Origin of the sequence: Rhizobium sp. LjRoot258 (assembly GCF_964254185.1) — a bacterium.
GTDB lineage: Bacteria > Pseudomonadota > Alphaproteobacteria > Rhizobiales > Rhizobiaceae > Rhizobium.
This window is the reverse complement of sequence record NZ_CAXUST020000001.1, coordinates 3,731,639-3,748,034: the sequence shown is the minus strand read 5'-3', so window position 1 is coordinate 3,748,034 and position 16,396 is coordinate 3,731,639. Positions and strand designations below refer to the sequence as shown.

Below are 16,396 nucleotides of genomic sequence, written 5' to 3'. Positions count from 1 at the left end.
GTCGCTGGCAACGTTATATTTCTCCGGATATTTCGAAAATTCAGGGAGAGATCATGCGCAGTCACCGCCAATGGATCAAATTTGCCGCCGCTGCCATTTCGGCAGTCTTCTTGGGTGTTGCCGCAACGCCTGGCGCAGCAGCGGAAAAGGTCACTGTTTTTGCGGCGGCCAGCTTGAAGAACGCGCTCGATGCAGCGAACGCCGCGTGGGCAAAGGACGGCGGTAAGGAAGCCGTTGCCTCCTATGCTGCGAGCTCGGCGCTTGCAAAGCAGATCGAAGGCGGCGCGCCTGCCGACATCTTCATCTCCGCCGACTTGGACTGGATGGACTATCTTGCGAAGAACAGCCTGATCAAGGTCGACGGCCGGTCAAATCTGTTGGGTAACCGGATCGTACTTGTCGCAGCCAAGGATCACGCCAAGCCGGTCGAGATCAAAAAGGGTTTTGACCTCGCTGCTCTGCTCGGTGACGGCAAACTCGCCATGGGCGAGGTGAAGTCTGTGCCGGCCGGCAAGTACGGCAAGGCCGCACTCGAAGCGCTTGGCGTGTGGCCCTCAGTTGAGGCCAAAGTCGCCGGTGCCGAGAGCGTTCGTGCCGCGCTCGCCCTGGTATCGCGCGGCGAGGCGCCTTATGGCATCGTGTACCAGACCGACGCCACCGCGGATACGGGCGTTGCTGTCGTCGGCACGTTCCCGGCGGACTCGCATCCACCGATCATTTATCCGATCGCCATTCTCTCCGAGAGCCAGAACCCGGATACTACGGCTTACCTGGAATTCCTGAAATCGGAAAAGGCGGCTCATTTTTTTACCGAGCAGGGCTTCACCATCTTGAAATGATTGCGAATTTTCGCATGAAGACATAGCGTGAGAAGGCCCGTTCGACCGGGTCTCCTATTTTTGGAGAAAACAGCTTGGATGCGCTCGGCCTGAGCAATGATGAATGGACGGCGATCTTGCTCAGTCTGCGCGTGTCAGTGGTGGCGATGCTGGCGAGTCTCCCGTTCGGCATCGGGGTCGCCTTTCTGCTCGCGCGCGGGCGGTTTTGGGGTAAGTCGGTTCTCAATAGTGTCGTTCACCTGCCGCTGATCCTTCCCCCTGTCGTCACGGGCTTCATTTTACTGATCCTCTTCGGGCGGCGCGGGCCGATCGGCAGTTTTCTCGATCAGTATTTTGGCATCGTATTTTCTTTCCGCTGGACAGGTGCAGCACTTGCCTGCGCGGTCATGGCCTTTCCCTTGATGGTGCGCAGTATCCGGCTTTCGATCGAATCGGTTGATCGAAAATTGGAGGAGGCAGCCGGCACGCTGGGAGCCAGTCCAATCTGGGTCTTTCTGACGATCACGCTACCCCTGACGCTCCCTGGGATCATTGCCGGCATGATCCTTTCCTTTGCCAAAGCGATGGGAGAGTTCGGGGCGACGATCACGTTCGTCTCCAACATTCCGGGCGAGACGCAGACGCTTTCGTCCGCGATCTACTCCTTCACGCAGGTGCCGGGCGGTGATGCCGGCGCTTTGCGATTGACCCTCGTCGCCATCGCCATCTCGATGGTCGCGTTGCTTGCCTCGGAATTCCTCTCCCGCATCGTCGGTCGGAGGATCGATCCGGAATGACGCTCGTCGTGAAAGCAAAGCAGCGGCTTGGTGCCTTCGCGCTTGATGCCGCCTTTACGTCGGAGTGCGGTATCACAGCGCTTTTCGGTCGTTCCGGTTCCGGCAAGACGTCGATGATCCGTATCATTGCCGGGTTGGCGCGGCCCGACGATGGACAGGTGATCCTCGACGGCGAGGTCGTCACGGATACCGACCGTCGAATCTTTGTTGCGAAGCATCGCCGCAGGTTCGGTTATGTCTTCCAGGAGGCGCGGCTGTTTCCGCACCTCAGCGTCCGTCACAACCTTTCCTATGGCCGGTGGTTTGCCAAAGCCGCCGGTCCGGCGGAGAGCCTGGATCGAATTGTTGCATTGCTCGGCATCGAAAACTTGCTCGAGCGCAGGCCCGAAAAGCTCTCCGGTGGCGAGAAGCAACGCGTGGCAATTGGCCGGGCGCTGCTCTCGGCTCCGCGTCTGCTATTGATGGACGAGCCGCTGGCGGCATTGGATGATGCCCGAAAGGCTGAGGTCATGCCCTATCTCGAGCGGCTGCGCGACGAGATGGACATTCCGATCGTCTATGTCAGCCATTCGATCACCGAGGTAGCGCGCCTCGCCAATCAGGTCGTGGTCATGCAGGATGGCAAGGTGGAGGCGGTCGGTTCAGCCTTGGATGTGCTGAGCCATCCGCCCGCCTCGTTCGAACGGCGTGACGCTGGTGCTCTCCTCGAAGGTAAAGTGGAAAGCGTCGACGCACAGCATCGCATTGCGACGATTGTGTTAAAATCGGCCCAGCTTCGTGTCCCGGGAGCGATGCTCACACCTGGCAAGGCCGTTCGCGTCCGGATCCCGTCTCGTGATGTGATGCTCGCGATGAGAGAGCCCGAAGCACTAAGCGCGTTGAACATTCTGAAGGGCACTGTTCAGAACATGACGCAGGCTGATGACGCGACGGTCGATGTTCTGATCGATTGTGGCGGGGATATCATTCTTTCCCGGATTACAAGCTTTTCGGCAGAGCGGCTGGGCGTGTGCATCGGGGCGCCGGTCTTCGCCGTCATAAAGACGGTCGCCCTGGAACAATGATCAGCGACTACTGTTGGCCTCCAGCCACGCCAGATCCTCCGCAAGCGTGGACTTCATCATCCGCTCCATTTTTCGAAAGCGGGCAAGGAGTTCATCGCCAAACGGCGTCAGAGCCGCACCCCCTCCCTTCTGCCCACCGCGCTGGGATTCGACTACAGGGTCCCGGAACATCCTGTTCATGTCGCTGACAAGCAACCAGGCGCGACGATAGGACATGTCCATCGCTCTGCCGGCGGCGGAAATCGATCCCGTGTCCCTGATATGTTCGAGCAGCTCCATCTTGCCGCGCCCGAGCCGGTCTTGATGGGGGAAGCTGATGCGGAGAATCGGAGTGAGTGTGTCTGCGGCAGGGCTTTTCATCGGACGGGTCTTTTGCAGTCGGAAACGGAACCCACTTTACGTGTGGTCATAGGGGCTGTACACAGCCGGCGACATGCAGTCCTCCATTCAACAAAGGTTTGTGACTAAGACGGACATTCACGCTTTGTGATTGTGCGCGTCTTGAAACGTTAATGGTTTGGTGCCTATCTTAACTATGATTTGGTCACCAAATCAGTGATGTGCATGTTTTGTCATTCGGAGAAAGGGAAAGCACTGACAACAGTACACGCCAAGGGAAAAACGCTTGCCGTTGTCCCAAAGAGCCCGGAACGTGGCGCCGATGCTGCCGCCCGCGCCCTGCACGCCGTCCTCACAAGCCTCGAGGACTCTAAGGCTGAAGATATCGTCACCATCGACATCGCTGGAAAATCAGCATTGGGAGACTTCATGGTCGTCGTCTCCGGGCGCTCGAACAGGCATGTCATGGCGATCTCTGACCACCTGCTGACTGATCTCAAAGACGAGGGCCTTGGAAGCGCCCGTGTCGAAGGTCAGGAAGGCGGCGATTGGATCCTGATCGACACCGGCGATGTCATCGTCCATGTCTTCCGTCCTGAGATACGCGAGTTCTACAACATCGAAAAGATGTGGGCCGCGCCTGATATGGACGAGGAAACGGTGCACTAACAGGCTGCCTGGACGCTGCGTCCGGCGCCTGATAGACGGCATTTTATTGGCCGGATGATCGAACCCGGCCGGCGGCATGTGTGTGTCGCCTTATGCCGAACTGCGGGAGCGGATGATGCGTGTTGGTCTTTTTGCAGTGGGGCGGCTGAAGTCCGGCCCGGAGAAAGATCTTGCGGCCCGCTATTTCGATCGCTTTGCCAAGGCCGGCCCCGCGGTTGGCCTCGAATTTTCCCGCGTGGCCGAAGTTGCTGAAAGTCGTGCCTCGAATGCCGATACCCGTAAGCGTGACGAAGCGGCGATGCTGCAAAAGTCGCTGGCCGACGGGAGCGTTCTCATTCTGTTGGACGAGCGGGGCAAGGCCTTGGATAGCGAAGGATTTGCCAGCCTCCTTGGAAAGTATCGCGATCAGGGAAAGCGCGACCTGACGATTGCTATCGGCGGTGCCGACGGTCTCGATCCGTCGCTATACGACCTTGCCGATGCCACCCTATGTCTCGGCAAGATGACCTGGCCGCATCAGTTGGTTCGCACGCTGATCGCAGAACAGTTGTACCGTGCCGTTACGATCCTTTCGGGCCATCCATATCATCGCGCCTAGCCGGTGCGGTATGCGCGAAGCATCAATCGATCTGGCAAAGCATGCCAAATCAGCTTAATCTCCGCGCGATTTTAAAGGATCTCGCAGCTCGTATGCCGACACGTGCGTTCAAGCAAAAATACGTCATTCTGTCGGCCTTGGCCGCAGGCTTGAGCGTCTCTGTGACGGCAATTGCGAGCCGACCCTTCGCCGCCAGCGCCTTCGCGCAGGACGCGTCGAGAGATACCGGACCGCCGGCCTCGACAGCAGTGGAGGCGGCTGCCGCGACGACGACCACGGTGGCACAACCGCCCGCCGATCCGGCGGCCGAGCTGGCGAAAAAACGGGACGAGACAAGGGCTCAGCTTGAAGCCTTGTCGAAGACGATTGGCCTCTCATCCGATAAGGTTGCCGAGCTTCAGAAGAGCATCGCCGATTTGGACAAGAGCACCAGCAGTGTTCGTCAGGCGCTGATCGATTCGGCGACGCGGCGTAAGTCGCTCGAGAAACAGATCCTGGAGAGCGAAAAGAAGCTTGCCAATCTGGGCGTAAAAGAAGATGCGGTTCGGGGGTCGCTGCATGAACGGCGCGGCTTGCTGGCCGAGGTGCTGGGTGCCTTGCAGCGCATGGGGCGTAATCCGCCGCCGGCGCTACTCGTCACGCCTGATGACGCGCTTGCCTCGGTACGGAGCGCAATCCTGCTTGGCGCGGTGGTTCCCGGCATCCGAAGGGAGACCGACAAGCTCGCCGCCGATCTCGCCAACCTTTCTTCATTGCAGGCCGCAAGCGCTGCCGAGAAGTCCAGCCTCACCGCAACGATGACGAACAGCATCGAGGAGGAGCGCCGCATGGACCTGCTTCTCGCCGAAAACGAAAAGCTGAGCCGCAGCAGCGCCGCGGAACTGGATGCGGAGAGGAAACGCTCGGAAGATCTTGCCAGCAAGGCGACAAGCCTTGAGGGTCTGGTCGCATCGATGGAAACCGAGATCGCATCGGTTCGCGAAGCCGCCGCTGCAGCCCGCCAGGCCGAGGAGAACCGCAAGCTCTTGACCGACGAGCAGCGCGCCCAAGCCAAGGCGCTCGCAGAGAGCGGTGTGCCTGATAAAAACCGCATTGCGCCGGCATATCCCTTCGGAGAATTGAAGGCGAAGCTGGAATTGCCTGTGGCAGGCGATATCCTCCGCCAGTTCGGCGATGCCGACGGAACCGGCCATGAGGCGATGGGAATGACGCTTGCCACCAATCCGGAAACGGTGGTTACCGCTCCCGCAGACGGGCTTGTTGTCTACGCGGGTGCATTCCGCAGCTACGGCCAAATGATCATCCTCGACACCGGCGACGGCTACCACCTCGTCCTCTCCGGAATGGAGACGATCAGCACGCGCCAGGGCAAGTTCGTTTTCTCCGGCGAGCCGCTTGCTGCCATGGGCGCAAAAAGAGTGGCGAGCGCAACAGCATTGGCGCTGGAAACCAACCGTCCAACGCTTTACATTGAATTTCGAAAAGATGGAAAACCGGTCGATTCCCGGCCTTGGTGGACCGCTAAAGACACTGGAAAGGCACGCAATGATTCGTAGGGCTTCTCTTGTTCTGGTCGGCGCATTGATGGGTGCGACCGCGATGAGCGTTATCTATTCGGCGGGTGTTCCCGCGGAAGCGGCTGGAGCCTCCACTTACAAGGAGCTTTCCGTTTTTGGTGACGTCTTTGAGCGCGTGCGCGCGCAGTATGTGACACCGCCGGCCGAGGACAAGCTCATCGAAAATGCCATCAACGGCATGCTTTCTTCGCTGGATCCGCACTCGAGCTACATGAATGCCAAGGATGCAGCCGATATGCAGACCCAGACGAAGGGCGAATTCGGCGGCCTCGGCATCGAGGTCACTATGGAAGACGAGCTTGTCAAGGTCATCACCCCGATCGACGACACGCCCGCGGCCAAGGCCGGCGTGCTTGCTGGTGATTACATCTCCGAGATCGACGGTCAGTCGGTTCGCGGCCTGAAGCTGGAAGATGCAGTCGAAAAGATGCGTGGCCCGGTCAACACGCCGATCAAGCTCACTCTGATCCGCAAGGGTGCCGATAAACCGATCCAGTTGACGATCGTTCGCGACGTCGTCGCGGTTCAGGCCGTCAAGTCGCGCGTCGAGGATGATGTCGGCTACCTGCGCGTCATCTCATTTACGGAAAAGACCTATCCCGATCTCGAAAAAGCGATCGAGAAGATCAAGAAAACGGTTCCGGCCGACAAGCTGAAGGGCTACGTCCTCGACCTGCGTCTGAACCCTGGCGGTCTGCTCGATCAGGCAATCCAGGTATCGGATGCCCTGCTGCAACGTGGCGAAGTGGTTTCCACCCGTGGCCGCAATGCGGATGAGACCCGCCGCTTCAACGCGGGGCCGGGCGACCTGACCGATGGAAAGCCGGTGATCGTGCTTATCAACGGCGGTTCGGCATCTGCTTCGGAAATCGTTGCCGGTGCGTTGCAGGATCTGCGCCGCGCTACCGTTCTCGGTACGCGCTCGTTCGGCAAGGGGTCGGTTCAGACGATCATCCCACTCGGCGAAAACGGAGCGCTGCGACTGACGACGGCGCTGTACTACACGCCATCGGGCCGCTCGATCCAAGGCACAGGCATCACGCCTGATATCAAGGTTGAGGAGCCCCTTCCGGATGACCTCAAGGGCAAGATGGTCACGGAAGGCGAGTCCAGCCTGCGCGGGCACATCAAGGGTAAGAGCGAGACGGACGAGGGCTCCGGTTCCGTTGCCTATGTTCCACCGGATCCGAAGGACGACGTCCAGCTCAACTATGCACTTGACCTGCTTCGCGGCAAGAAGACTGATCCGTCCTTCCCGCCCAATCCGGACAAGGCCGTCAGCGCCAAGTAATTGCAATTTCAGGCGTCAGGCCGGATGGTGTATCCGGCCTGGCGCCTTTTTGCTGTCCTGATTCTGAAGCGGAAAAGAAGTTTGAATACCGATTTGCACGCACCTCTGGGACAGAACCGCAAGGCCAGGCGCCAGCGGCCCGGTATTCTGCGTACGGGTCGTGTTGTCGCCGGGATTTGCCTCGTCCTGATCGGGGCTTCGTCTCTCTATACGGCGTTTCGCGGCGACGGGTTGAAGCGGGAGACGCCGTCGGCGCAAGATCAGACGGTCGCGCCACCTTCAGACACCGTTCAGAACCAGGCGCCGCCGCAATCTCCATCCGCTGCTGCTCCCAATGGCATGGTGTCTTCAAATCCAAGATCGGGTGCGAATGTAGAGCAGATGGTCACCGGCGACGGATCTGTCGTCACGAAATACTCTCCGAGACAACGCGACGGAAATGGCCCGGTGTTGGTCGATGCCTCGCAGGTCGGGCAGGATCCACGGATGGCGGCGATACCGAATGACACCCTTCTGGAAGAGACGCCGTTGGGACGGCTGCCGATCGTCGGGCCGGACGGGCGTCGCCCGATGGACCAGTATGCGCGACCATGGTCCGGTGCGCACGGAACACGCATCGCTATCGTCGTGAGTGGCCTCGGACTTAGCCAGACCGGTACACAGCGGGCCATCCAGCAATTGCCGGAGGAGGTCACGTTCGCGTTTGCCGCCAGCGGCAACAGTTTGCAGCGCTGGATGCAGGAAGCGCGCCGCAGTGGCCACGAGATCCTGCTGCAGGTTCCATTCGAGCCTTTTGATTACCCGGCGAACGATCCGGGACCCGACACGCTTCTGACGTCGAAGTCGGTTGCGACGAATCTTGAAAGCCTGCACCGGGCGATGGGCGAGATCACCAATTATACGGGCATCATGAACTATCAGGGTGGCCGCTTCCTTGCCGACCCCAACGCCATGGAGCCGGTCATGCGAGATATCGGAAAGCGCGGGCTGCTGTTTCTCGACGACGGAACGTCGGCCCAGACCAAGACCGCGGTGATCGCAAAGGGGACGGAAATCCCCTATGCCTTTGCCGATGTGCAACTGGACAAGCAGATTGACGTGAACGCCATCATCCAGAAGCTGGACGAACTTGAACGCGTCGCAAAGCGCAATGGCCAGGCAATCGGCGTTGCGGCCGCCTTTGATGAGAGCATTGATGCCATCGCGCAATGGACGCAGGAAGCCGCAATGCGAGGAATTGAGATTGTCGGTGTTGCCGCGCTGACCAATGATCCCAAAAGGCCTTGAATAGAGAGAGCCGATGAGCAAGCCGATCGTCAAAGCCGAGGACCTTCCGTATCGCCCCTGCGTCGGCGTTATGATCCTCAACCGCCAGGGCCTCGTATGGGCGGGGCGAAGGATTCCGGAAGAGAATTCCGAGTATGATGGATCGCCGCAGCTTTGGCAGATGCCGCAGGGCGGCATAGACAAGGGCGAGGATCCGCTCGAGGCCGCCTACCGCGAACTTTACGAGGAAACAGGAATTCGCACTGTGACGCTGCTCGCGGAAGCCAAGAGCTGGATCAACTACGATTTGCCGCCGCAATTGGTCGGCATCGGGCTGAAGGGGAAGTTCCGCGGCCAAACACAGCGCTGGTTCGCGTTCCGTTTCGATGGAGACGAGAGCGAGATCGCGATCAATCCGCCGCCTGGCGGCCATGCCGCTGAATTCGATGCTTGGGATTGGAAGCCGATGGAAAGCCTGCCCGGTCTCATTGTGCCCTTCAAACGGGCTGTCTACGAGCAGGTCGTCGATGAGTTCAGGCACCTGGCTGACCTAAGTGCTGCAGAGTGAACGACCGGCGGCCAAGGCTGCCGGTCATTGGCAATCTTATTCGGCCTCGTTGGCGGAGTCGGCGTTGAGCTGGCCGTACTTCGATTCGCCGATCTTGCCGAGCAGATCGAGCTGCGTTTCGAGGAAGTCGATGTGACCTTCCTCGTCGGCCAGAAGTTCCTCGAACAGCTTCATCGAGACATAGTCGCCGGCCTCATGACAGATGTCGCGTGATTTCTTGTAGGAGGTACGCGCATCGTATTCACCGGCAAGATCGGCTTCGAGAACTTCCTTGACGTTCTGGCCGATGCGAAGCGGTGCAAGGGTCTGGAGGTTGGGATGACCTTCGAGGAAGATGATGCGTGCGACCAGGCGGTCGGCGTGATGCATTTCCTCGATGGATTCCGCCCGTTCCTTCTTGGCAAGCTTGGTATAGCCCCAATCTTCAAGAAGCCGGTAGTGGACCCAGTATTGGTTTACGGCGCCGAGTTCGAGAAAGAGGGCCTCGTTAAGCCGCTCGATGACTTTTTTGTCGCCTTTCAATGTCCGCTCTCCTGCTTTCTTCATGGAATTTTCTCAGGCGGGACATGAAATCAAATAATTCGTCTTCCGTCGAGTGGTGACGGGCGTGATATTCCTCGGTTGTCTGGATGATAATATCGACCACGTTCGGGAAGCAGCCACAGCAGCGGCCCCGTTTTTCCATGGCGTGGTATACCTTTGCAGGCACGATGAGCTGCCAACAGTCCTGCTCGAGAAGCTCGTTGATGACTTCCCGGATTTCGTGATCAGTTATGTAGTTGCAGCTGCAGACAAGCACGGCGTCATTCCAAACATGACATTCACTCTCGTCTTTTCTGCAAAAGAAGACGGCGAGTGTCAAGAAAAAATTGAACCGTGGACTAGGCCATTCGTCGCATGTTGCGAAAATGAAAAGGACGCTTTTCAGGTGTGATGCAATCCAGTAGGTCGCAGCTTGATGAGCTGTCCTCAATGAAAATTGCGGCCTTTCGGCATGACTTGAATTGTTTCTCCAGAATGGCCGCTTGTCAGCCTCTTCTCCATGACGGCCCTTTCAAGTGAGTTTGCGAGTTTCCTTTGGCGGGGATCCATCGTCGGATTCAGCGCTTCATCCGAACGATCGCTAACGCCGAATCGACGGGCTTCCTTCTGCAGGATTCCAAGCGCATGCGTCATATCCTCGATATGGTCAACGACAGTATGGATCACGCCGCTCTGGCTCTGAAGCTTGCCATGAATCTTCACGAGCCGTGCCCCCATGACGATCGCGCGGTATCTTTCGAATGCGTCCTTCCAGACAATGGCGTTGGCAACGCCCGTCTCGTCTTCCAATGTCATGAAGATGACGCCCTTGGCCGAGCCCGGTCGCTGACGCACCAAAACCAGGCCGGCGATCGTCACCCTTCTGCCGTTCGGGACGGTGAGAAGATCGACATTCCGAACGACCCCGGCTTTGCGGAATTCATCGCGAAGGAATGAGACGGGGTGGCCCTTCAAGGAGAGCGAGAGATAGCGGTAGTCCTCAATGACCTGTTCGCCTGGCAGCATTTCCGGCAGCTGTGTCTCAGGCTCGACCTGCAGGTCGATGTGGCTCACTTGGTCGAACAGAGGGAGCTTTTCGGCAGCACTCTTCGCATCGAGCGCCCGCACAGCCCAGAGTGCCTCCCGCCGCGACAGTCCGATGGAATGAAAGGCATCTGCATCGGCAAGTCGCTCTATATCTGCCTTTTGCAGGCCCGAACGCAGCCAGAGATCGCGGATCGAGGAATAGCCCTTGCCTCTGTTGGCGACCAACTGCTGCATGTTCACTTCCGACAGCCCTTTTATCTGCCGAAACCCAAGCCGAACCGCTCGCTTTGTCTGGACGACTTCCCGCATGGCGGCATGCCGGAAATCAATTGCGCCTTTGTCGAATTCGGCCTCTTCCAGCAGACAATCCCAGTTCGACTCGTTGATATCGACCGGCCTGATCTCAACGCCATGTTCCCGGGCATCCCTGACGAGCTGGGCGGGGGCATAAAAGCCCATCGGCTGCGAATTCAGCATCGCGGCGCAGAAGACGTCGGGATAGTAAGCCTTTACCCAGGAAGAGGCGTAGACGAGTAGGGCAAAAGAGGCGGCGTGGCTTTCCGGGAAACCGTATTCGCCAAAACCCTTTATCTGATTGAAGCATTGCTGCGCGAAATCGCGCGGGTATTGTTTCTTAACCATGCCCTCAATGAATCGCTTCTCGAAATTGCCGATGGTGCCCGTCCGTTTGAAGGTCGCCATGGCCCGCCTCAGCTGATCGGCTTCGGCCGGCATGAAATCAGCCGCTGTGATGGCGATTTGCATCGCCTGTTCCTGAAAGAGCGGTACGCCAAGCGTTCGCTCCAGGACACTTTCCAACTCCTTGCTTGGATACGCTATTGGGATACCGCGCGCCGTTTCTTCTCTTCGTTTCAGATAGGGGTGGACCATGTCGCCCTGGATGGGGCCGGGCCTAACGATGGCGACCTCGATGACGAGGTCGTAGAATTTTTTGGGCTTCAGGCGCGGCAGCATACTCATCTGCGCCCGGCTCTCGATCTGGAAGACGCCAAGCGTATCGGCCCGGCATATCATCTCGTAGACGGGCTCTTCGTCTTCATGCTTGTCGTTGCCGAGATCGGCGAGCGTCTTCTTGACGTCGTAATGCAGGAGAAGCAGATCGAATGCCCGCTTCAGTGCGGTCAGCATTCCAAGCGCCAGAATGTCGACCTTGAGGATCTTCAGATTGTCGAGGTCATCCTTGTCCCACTCGACCATGTAGCGCCCCGGCATTGCCGTCTTCATGATCGGAACGACTTCATCCAGCCTGTCCCTGGTGATGACGAAGCCTCCGACATGCTGGGTGAGGTGGCGGGGAAAGCCAAGAAGCTCGGATGCGTATTTCAGCACGTTCTTGGTCATGGGGTCGAAAATGTCGAGCCCGGCGGCCTTTGCCTCCCGCTCGGATAGTTTCTCTTCCGACCAACCCCAGACCAGACTGCCAATCGCGGACTGGACGTCCTCCGAGAGGCCAAAGGCCTTCGAGACTTCGCGTCCGGCGGACCGGGTGCGGTAGGTCGTCACCCCTGCCGTCAGGCCGGCATGTTCCTTGCCGTATTTCTCGTAGATATGCTGGATGACTTCTTCGCGCCTCTCGTGTTCAAAATCGACATCGATATCCGGCGGCTCGTCGCGGTCCATCGACAGAAATCTGTCGAAGAGCAGCGTGCTCTTCTGTGGATTGACCTCCGTTATTTCAAGGCAATAGCAAATGACCGAGTTTGCCGCAGAGCCGCGACCCTGGCAGAGGATCTTCTTCTCATGGCGAGCGTGTTGGATGATCCGGTGGACCGTCAGGAAGTATGGTTCATATTGCTTCTGGCGAACGAGGCTCAGTTCATATTCGATGTTCTGCTGGACTTTCTCCGGTATGCCGCCGGGGAAGCGTTTTGCCGCGCCGGTTCTGGTAAGGCGCTCCAGGGTTTCATAAGGCGTCTCCCCCTCGTCATTCTCGGGGGGATAGTTGTGTTCCAGTTCGTCAAGTGAAAACGAAAGGCTGCCAAAGAACTTTTCCGTGTTCGTTACGGCATGCGAATAGTCTCTGAAGAGGCGCAGGATTTCGCCCCCCTCCTTGAGATAGCGCTCGGCATTCGGCGCCAGATGAAAGCCGGCCTGGGGAATCGGAACGTGTTCCCGGATCGATGTTACGATGTCGGCGAGGGGGCGACGGGTGGCGTCGTGGTAGAGCGGCTGGTTGGTTGCGATCAGCGGGATGCGTTTGCGGTCGGCCAGCATGGAGATGGTCGCGAACATGCGCTTGTCGCGGCCGTCATAGGCGGGGGCGAGCGCCATGTGGATTTTCTTTCGGAAACGCTTTCGGAAGCGTTCCAAGCACGCTTCGAACGCCGCGTGATTGCCATCATCGGCAATGGACGGATCGGGAATGAGCGCGAGCATCATGTTGTCGCCCCATTCCGTCAGATCCGCTTCCGTCAGGATGCACTTTCCCTTTTCGGCTCTTAGGTTGCCAGCGCTCAGCAATCGGCAGAGATGTGCCCAGCCTTTGCGATCCTGCGGATAGGCAAGGATCTCCGGCGTTCCATCCGCGAAGACCAGGCGGACGCCCGGCTGAAAACGGATCGGATCGAGAATGGCGTCCTTCTTTTCATGCTCCTCCAGAAGCCCGGCTTTCATTCGCTCGAATTTCTGTTGGATCGCCTTTGACTGGGCATGCGCCCTGACAACGCCTGCAACCGAATTGCGGTCGGCGATGCCAAGTCCTCCAAGCTTCAGAACTGCAGCCTTGACGATCATTTCTTCGGGCTTGGATGCACCTTCCAGAAAAGAGAAATTGGTCTTGGCGCCGATCTCGAAGAACGCGGGCATCAGGCAATAACTCCATGCATGTACCAGCTCTGTGCTGCGTCACGCTCATAGTGACCATGGCGATAGATCCAGAAGCGGCGTCCTTGATCGTCCTCGATACGGAAATAATCCCTATCCCGCGCATCCGATCCATCGAGCCACCATTCCATTGCCAGCCGTTCAGGCCCTTCGCTCTTCAGGACCCGATGCTGCATGCGTCGCCAGCAAAAGCTGGCGGGTGCACCATCGGGGACTTCGACGGCAAAGGCGTCCATTCGTTCCGGCTTGCGCAGCAATCGGATGGGCCGCTCGCTCCTGGCCGGTGGAGGATGTCCTTCCCTGGTCTCCGGAGCGGATAGGTGATCGATTGCGGGTACGGCAATGACGGCTCGTTCCGGCACGTGGCTTTCCCGCAATTGAAAGGTCTGCAGGCAATCTTCCCCAAGGCGGGCGGAAACCCGATCCACGAAGGCAGCAAGCGATGCATCCTTTTGCTGGCGGGCTTCGAAGTCGCCTTGCGACGTCACGAAATCTTCGTGAAGGAGCACGTTGAGACGAAGGATCTCGAATCCGTAGCCTGCATCGAAATCATCGTGGATTGCCTGCAGGCGCTCAGCAAAAAGAGTGGCGATACGCTTGGGCTCTCTGAGGGGCTGGGCCGTCCCCGCGGAAATACGGAACACCTTTCCATCGACGCGGAACAGGACCAGTTCGAAGATACGACCTCCGACGCCACGGGCTTCCAGCGAGGGCTTCAGCGAGACAGCGACCTGAGCGGTGAGCGCGAGAATATCGTCTTCGGCTGCGATCGGTTCGATCAGGCGACGTTCGACCGAGAGGCTCGCGACTGGCAGCCGCGGAGATACCGGCTCTTCATCTGTCCCAAGCGCCTGATCGAGCCTCAAGAGCAAGGCTCCTCCGAAGCGGCGGGCAAGCGGGGCGCGTGGTGCGTCCAGCAGATCGCCTACATATTTGAGCCCCATTTTATTCAGGGCGCCTACGGTTTCTTCTTGGAGGCGGAGGGCCGCGACCGGCAAAGGCGCCAGAGCCTGCTCGGCTTCCCCGTGTTCGATGATCCTGCCTGGACCGAAACGGCTGATAGCCCAGGACAATCCCGGCGACGAAGAGACGGCGCCGCGTGCATCAAGCCCCATCTGGAAAAGTCTGGCGAGAATATCCTTGAGAAGTGCCGTCTCGCCGCTGAACAGATGGGCACAGCCGGTGATGTCGAGAAACAGGCCGTCAACCCCGTCGAGAGCGACAAGCGGGGTATAGCGATCGCACCAGTCGGCGATCGCTTCCAGGAAGCGTCGGTTGGCGGCCGGGTCGTCCTCAATCACATCGAGCTTGGGGTGGATGGCGCGGGCCTCGGCGACGCCCATACTCTTTCTGAGATTGAGGGCTTCTGCCGCCTCATCCAGCGCTGTCAGCCGCATCGTATTGTTGAGGCGACTGGAACAGACGATTGGCGGCGCCTCAGGACGTCCGCGCGAACGCCAGGAGAGACCCCATTTCTTTCTTGCGATCCGGTCGGTCGGGAGATGCGGAAAATGGAGCGCCAGAATGCGCTGCGCATTCGTCTGGAAGGCGAGGGTCGGCTGATTGGGAGACGGCAAAAAAACGGCGGTCATGGGGGTTCCACTCCAGTAGAAAGGAGAGGAGAGCCGGATTGCGGCTCTTCTCCAGGGTGAGATGAAAAGCCGGATTGCCGATGCTACCGCCCAGCATCGTGCCATCCGGCAAGGGGCGCGCCTGTGCCGGCGCGGGTGCTGCAAGGAGACGGAAATGAGCGCTGCTGGCTTCTTCCTCTCCAGCCTGCCGCAACAGGAAAAGCGGGCGTTTGGATGCCTTTGCCCGCAAACTTAAACGACGGCTCTCCGTCAGGCCGAAGAGCTTTGGGTTGCCCCGGACTTCCAGAATCGTCGCGGGAAAGACGCCGCTTTCGACTGCCGCTTCCGCAAGCCAGAGGGCGTCCTCAAGCTTGCGCGGACTGGCATAGAAGAACAGGTCCGGCTTCAGGCCAAAATCCCGCAGGCCAACGGCGTAGGGCGCTCCCGCCTCCATCGTGCACACCGTGTCGGCGATCCAGAGGATCGGTAGCGAGGCATTTGGGCTCTCTTTGGTTTGACCCTGCAGCATGGCGGCGAGCGCCAGCACAAAGCCGCTGCCAGCACCGGCCTCCCGCAAGAGAGCGGAGCGAACCTCGGTAATTCCATCGAGCGGCAAGCCGCCATCAATTGCCTCGTCGAGCGCGGGTATTCCAAGGGGAAGACGTAAGACACCGTTTCTTTTCGCGGCCAGGCCGCTTTCAGCCAAGGCCTGGCTTTCCGCTGCTGCCAGAGCCGGCGCGGGCTTTCCTTCAAGCTTTGCAATGGTTTCGCGGAGTGCAAAAAGCTGCTCGCGCGCCACGGCCGGCTGTGCCATGACGTTCTCCAACTCTTGAATGTTCCTGTTATGTTCTTATGGATTCCAGAGGCAGATGAAAGAGTCAACAGGCATTTGATGTGAATTTATTCCTGCCTTTGATTCCGCTCTCGAAAATCGTGCGCAAAGGTTCTATATGGGCCGCAAAGGAAGGAATATTTATGGCCCGCATAGACCAGAGCGAGGATTGGCGGGATCGCCACGCGCCGACGATCAGCACTTTCGAGTCGTTGGCGATGGAGGCATATAGCCACCTGCCGGAAGAATTCCGCTCGCTGACCACCAACTTAACCATCGAGATCGAAGATTTCCCTGATGACGACGTGTTCGAGGACATGGCGTTGGAAACGCCGTTCGACCTTCTCGGCCTCTTTGAAGGCCGGGGCATCTCGGAGCGTTTCACAATGGAAACCGGCGAACTGCCGAACCGCATCCGCCTCTACCGGCGGCCGATCCTCGACTATTGGGCCGAGAACGACGAGACGCTGGGCGATATCATCACCCATGTCCTCATCCATGAAATCGGCCACCATTTCGGTCTGAGCGACGACGACATGGAGCGGATCGAGGCGAGCGCCGAAGAGGCGGCAGAGCGCTAAGCTCCCAGCTCG

General features: G+C 58.9%; 16 protein-coding genes. 10 read left to right on the top strand and 6 right to left on the bottom strand.

Annotated elements, in window-relative coordinates:
* Positions 1 to 53 precede the first annotated feature (53 nt).
* The 3 genes from modA (at position 54) to modC (ending at position 2,679) form a co-directional block, all read left to right on the top strand.
* A complete protein-coding gene (gene modA, locus ACSQ9D_RS18400; protein ID WP_436283367.1) occupies positions 54 to 839 on the top strand; it encodes a molybdate ABC transporter substrate-binding protein in 786 nt (261 codons plus the stop codon).
* Positions 840 to 913: 74 nt separating this feature from the next.
* Complete coding sequence (gene modB / locus ACSQ9D_RS18395) at positions 914 to 1,615, top strand: molybdate ABC transporter permease subunit (RefSeq protein WP_436283366.1); 702 nt, start codon at positions 914 to 916, stop codon at positions 1,613 to 1,615.
* Positions 1,612 to 2,679 (top strand): molybdenum ABC transporter ATP-binding protein, encoded by a 1,068-nt coding sequence (modC, locus tag ACSQ9D_RS18390; protein ID WP_436283365.1) that lies wholly within the window; start codon positions 1,612 to 1,614, stop codon positions 2,677 to 2,679. The genes modB and modC overlap by 4 nt, the downstream gene beginning before the upstream one ends.
* On the opposite strand, the gene ACSQ9D_RS18385 is transcribed toward modC, so the two are convergent.
* Complete coding sequence (locus ACSQ9D_RS18385; RefSeq protein WP_024313287.1) at positions 2,680 to 3,039, bottom strand: winged helix-turn-helix domain-containing protein; 360 nt, start codon at positions 3,037 to 3,039, stop codon at positions 2,680 to 2,682.
* A 204-nt stretch (positions 3,040 to 3,243) separates the two neighbouring features.
* On the opposite strand from ACSQ9D_RS18385, the gene rsfS reads away from it, so the two are divergent.
* The 6 genes from rsfS (at position 3,244) to ACSQ9D_RS18355 (ending at position 8,987) form a co-directional block, all read left to right on the top strand.
* A complete protein-coding gene (rsfS, locus tag ACSQ9D_RS18380; RefSeq protein ID WP_007791018.1) occupies positions 3,244 to 3,687 on the top strand; it encodes a ribosome silencing factor in 444 nt (147 codons plus the stop codon).
* Between the two features lie 115 nt (positions 3,688 to 3,802).
* Complete coding sequence (gene rlmH / locus ACSQ9D_RS18375) at positions 3,803 to 4,285, top strand: 23S rRNA (pseudouridine(1915)-N(3))-methyltransferase RlmH (protein ID WP_436283364.1); 483 nt, start codon at positions 3,803 to 3,805, stop codon at positions 4,283 to 4,285.
* Between the two features lie 92 nt (positions 4,286 to 4,377).
* Positions 4,378 to 5,841: a murein hydrolase activator EnvC family protein gene (locus tag ACSQ9D_RS18370; RefSeq protein WP_436283363.1), complete on the top strand. Its 1,464-nt coding sequence runs from the start codon at positions 4,378 to 4,380 to the stop codon at positions 5,839 to 5,841.
* A complete protein-coding gene (locus ACSQ9D_RS18365) occupies positions 5,831 to 7,153 on the top strand; it encodes a S41 family peptidase (protein ID WP_072369779.1) in 1,323 nt (440 codons plus the stop codon). Before ACSQ9D_RS18370 ends, ACSQ9D_RS18365 begins: the two co-directional genes overlap by 11 nt.
* Positions 7,154 to 7,234: 81 nt before the next feature.
* Positions 7,235 to 8,440, top strand: a complete 1,206-nt coding sequence (locus ACSQ9D_RS18360) for a divergent polysaccharide deacetylase family protein (protein WP_436283362.1) — start codon at positions 7,235 to 7,237, stop codon at positions 8,438 to 8,440.
* A 13-nt stretch (positions 8,441 to 8,453) separates the two neighbouring features.
* Positions 8,454 to 8,987, top strand: coding sequence for an RNA pyrophosphohydrolase (locus ACSQ9D_RS18355; protein ID WP_436283361.1), 534 nt, complete (start codon positions 8,454 to 8,456; stop codon positions 8,985 to 8,987).
* Between the two features lie 36 nt (positions 8,988 to 9,023).
* On the opposite strand, the gene bfr is transcribed toward ACSQ9D_RS18355, so the two are convergent.
* The 5 genes from bfr to ACSQ9D_RS18330 are packed head-to-tail and all read right to left on the bottom strand — an operon-like array spanning position 9,024 to position 15,785.
* Positions 9,024 to 9,509: a bacterioferritin gene (gene bfr / locus ACSQ9D_RS18350; RefSeq protein ID WP_436283360.1), complete on the bottom strand. Its 486-nt coding sequence runs from the start codon at positions 9,507 to 9,509 to the stop codon at positions 9,024 to 9,026.
* Positions 9,475 to 9,897: a (2Fe-2S)-binding protein gene (locus ACSQ9D_RS18345; RefSeq protein ID WP_436283874.1), complete on the bottom strand. Its 423-nt coding sequence runs from the start codon at positions 9,895 to 9,897 to the stop codon at positions 9,475 to 9,477. The genes bfr and ACSQ9D_RS18345 overlap by 35 nt, the downstream gene beginning before the upstream one ends.
* 59 nt (positions 9,898 to 9,956) lie before the next feature.
* Positions 9,957 to 13,382, bottom strand: coding sequence for an error-prone DNA polymerase (locus ACSQ9D_RS18340; RefSeq protein ID WP_436283359.1), 3,426 nt, complete (start codon positions 13,380 to 13,382; stop codon positions 9,957 to 9,959).
* Positions 13,382 to 14,827 (bottom strand): Y-family DNA polymerase, encoded by a 1,446-nt coding sequence (locus ACSQ9D_RS18335; protein ID WP_436283873.1) that lies wholly within the window; start codon positions 14,825 to 14,827, stop codon positions 13,382 to 13,384. The genes ACSQ9D_RS18340 and ACSQ9D_RS18335 overlap by 1 nt, the downstream gene beginning before the upstream one ends.
* A 10-nt stretch (positions 14,828 to 14,837) precedes the next feature.
* Entirely contained in the window at positions 14,838 to 15,785 is a 948-nt protein-coding gene (locus ACSQ9D_RS18330; protein WP_436283358.1) for an ImuA family protein, read from the bottom strand.
* A gap of 161 nt (positions 15,786 to 15,946) precedes the next feature.
* On the opposite strand from ACSQ9D_RS18330, the gene ACSQ9D_RS18325 reads away from it, so the two are divergent.
* Complete coding sequence (locus ACSQ9D_RS18325; protein ID WP_018855933.1) at positions 15,947 to 16,384, top strand: metallopeptidase family protein; 438 nt, start codon at positions 15,947 to 15,949, stop codon at positions 16,382 to 16,384.
* The last annotated feature ends 12 nt before the right edge of the window (positions 16,385 to 16,396 follow it).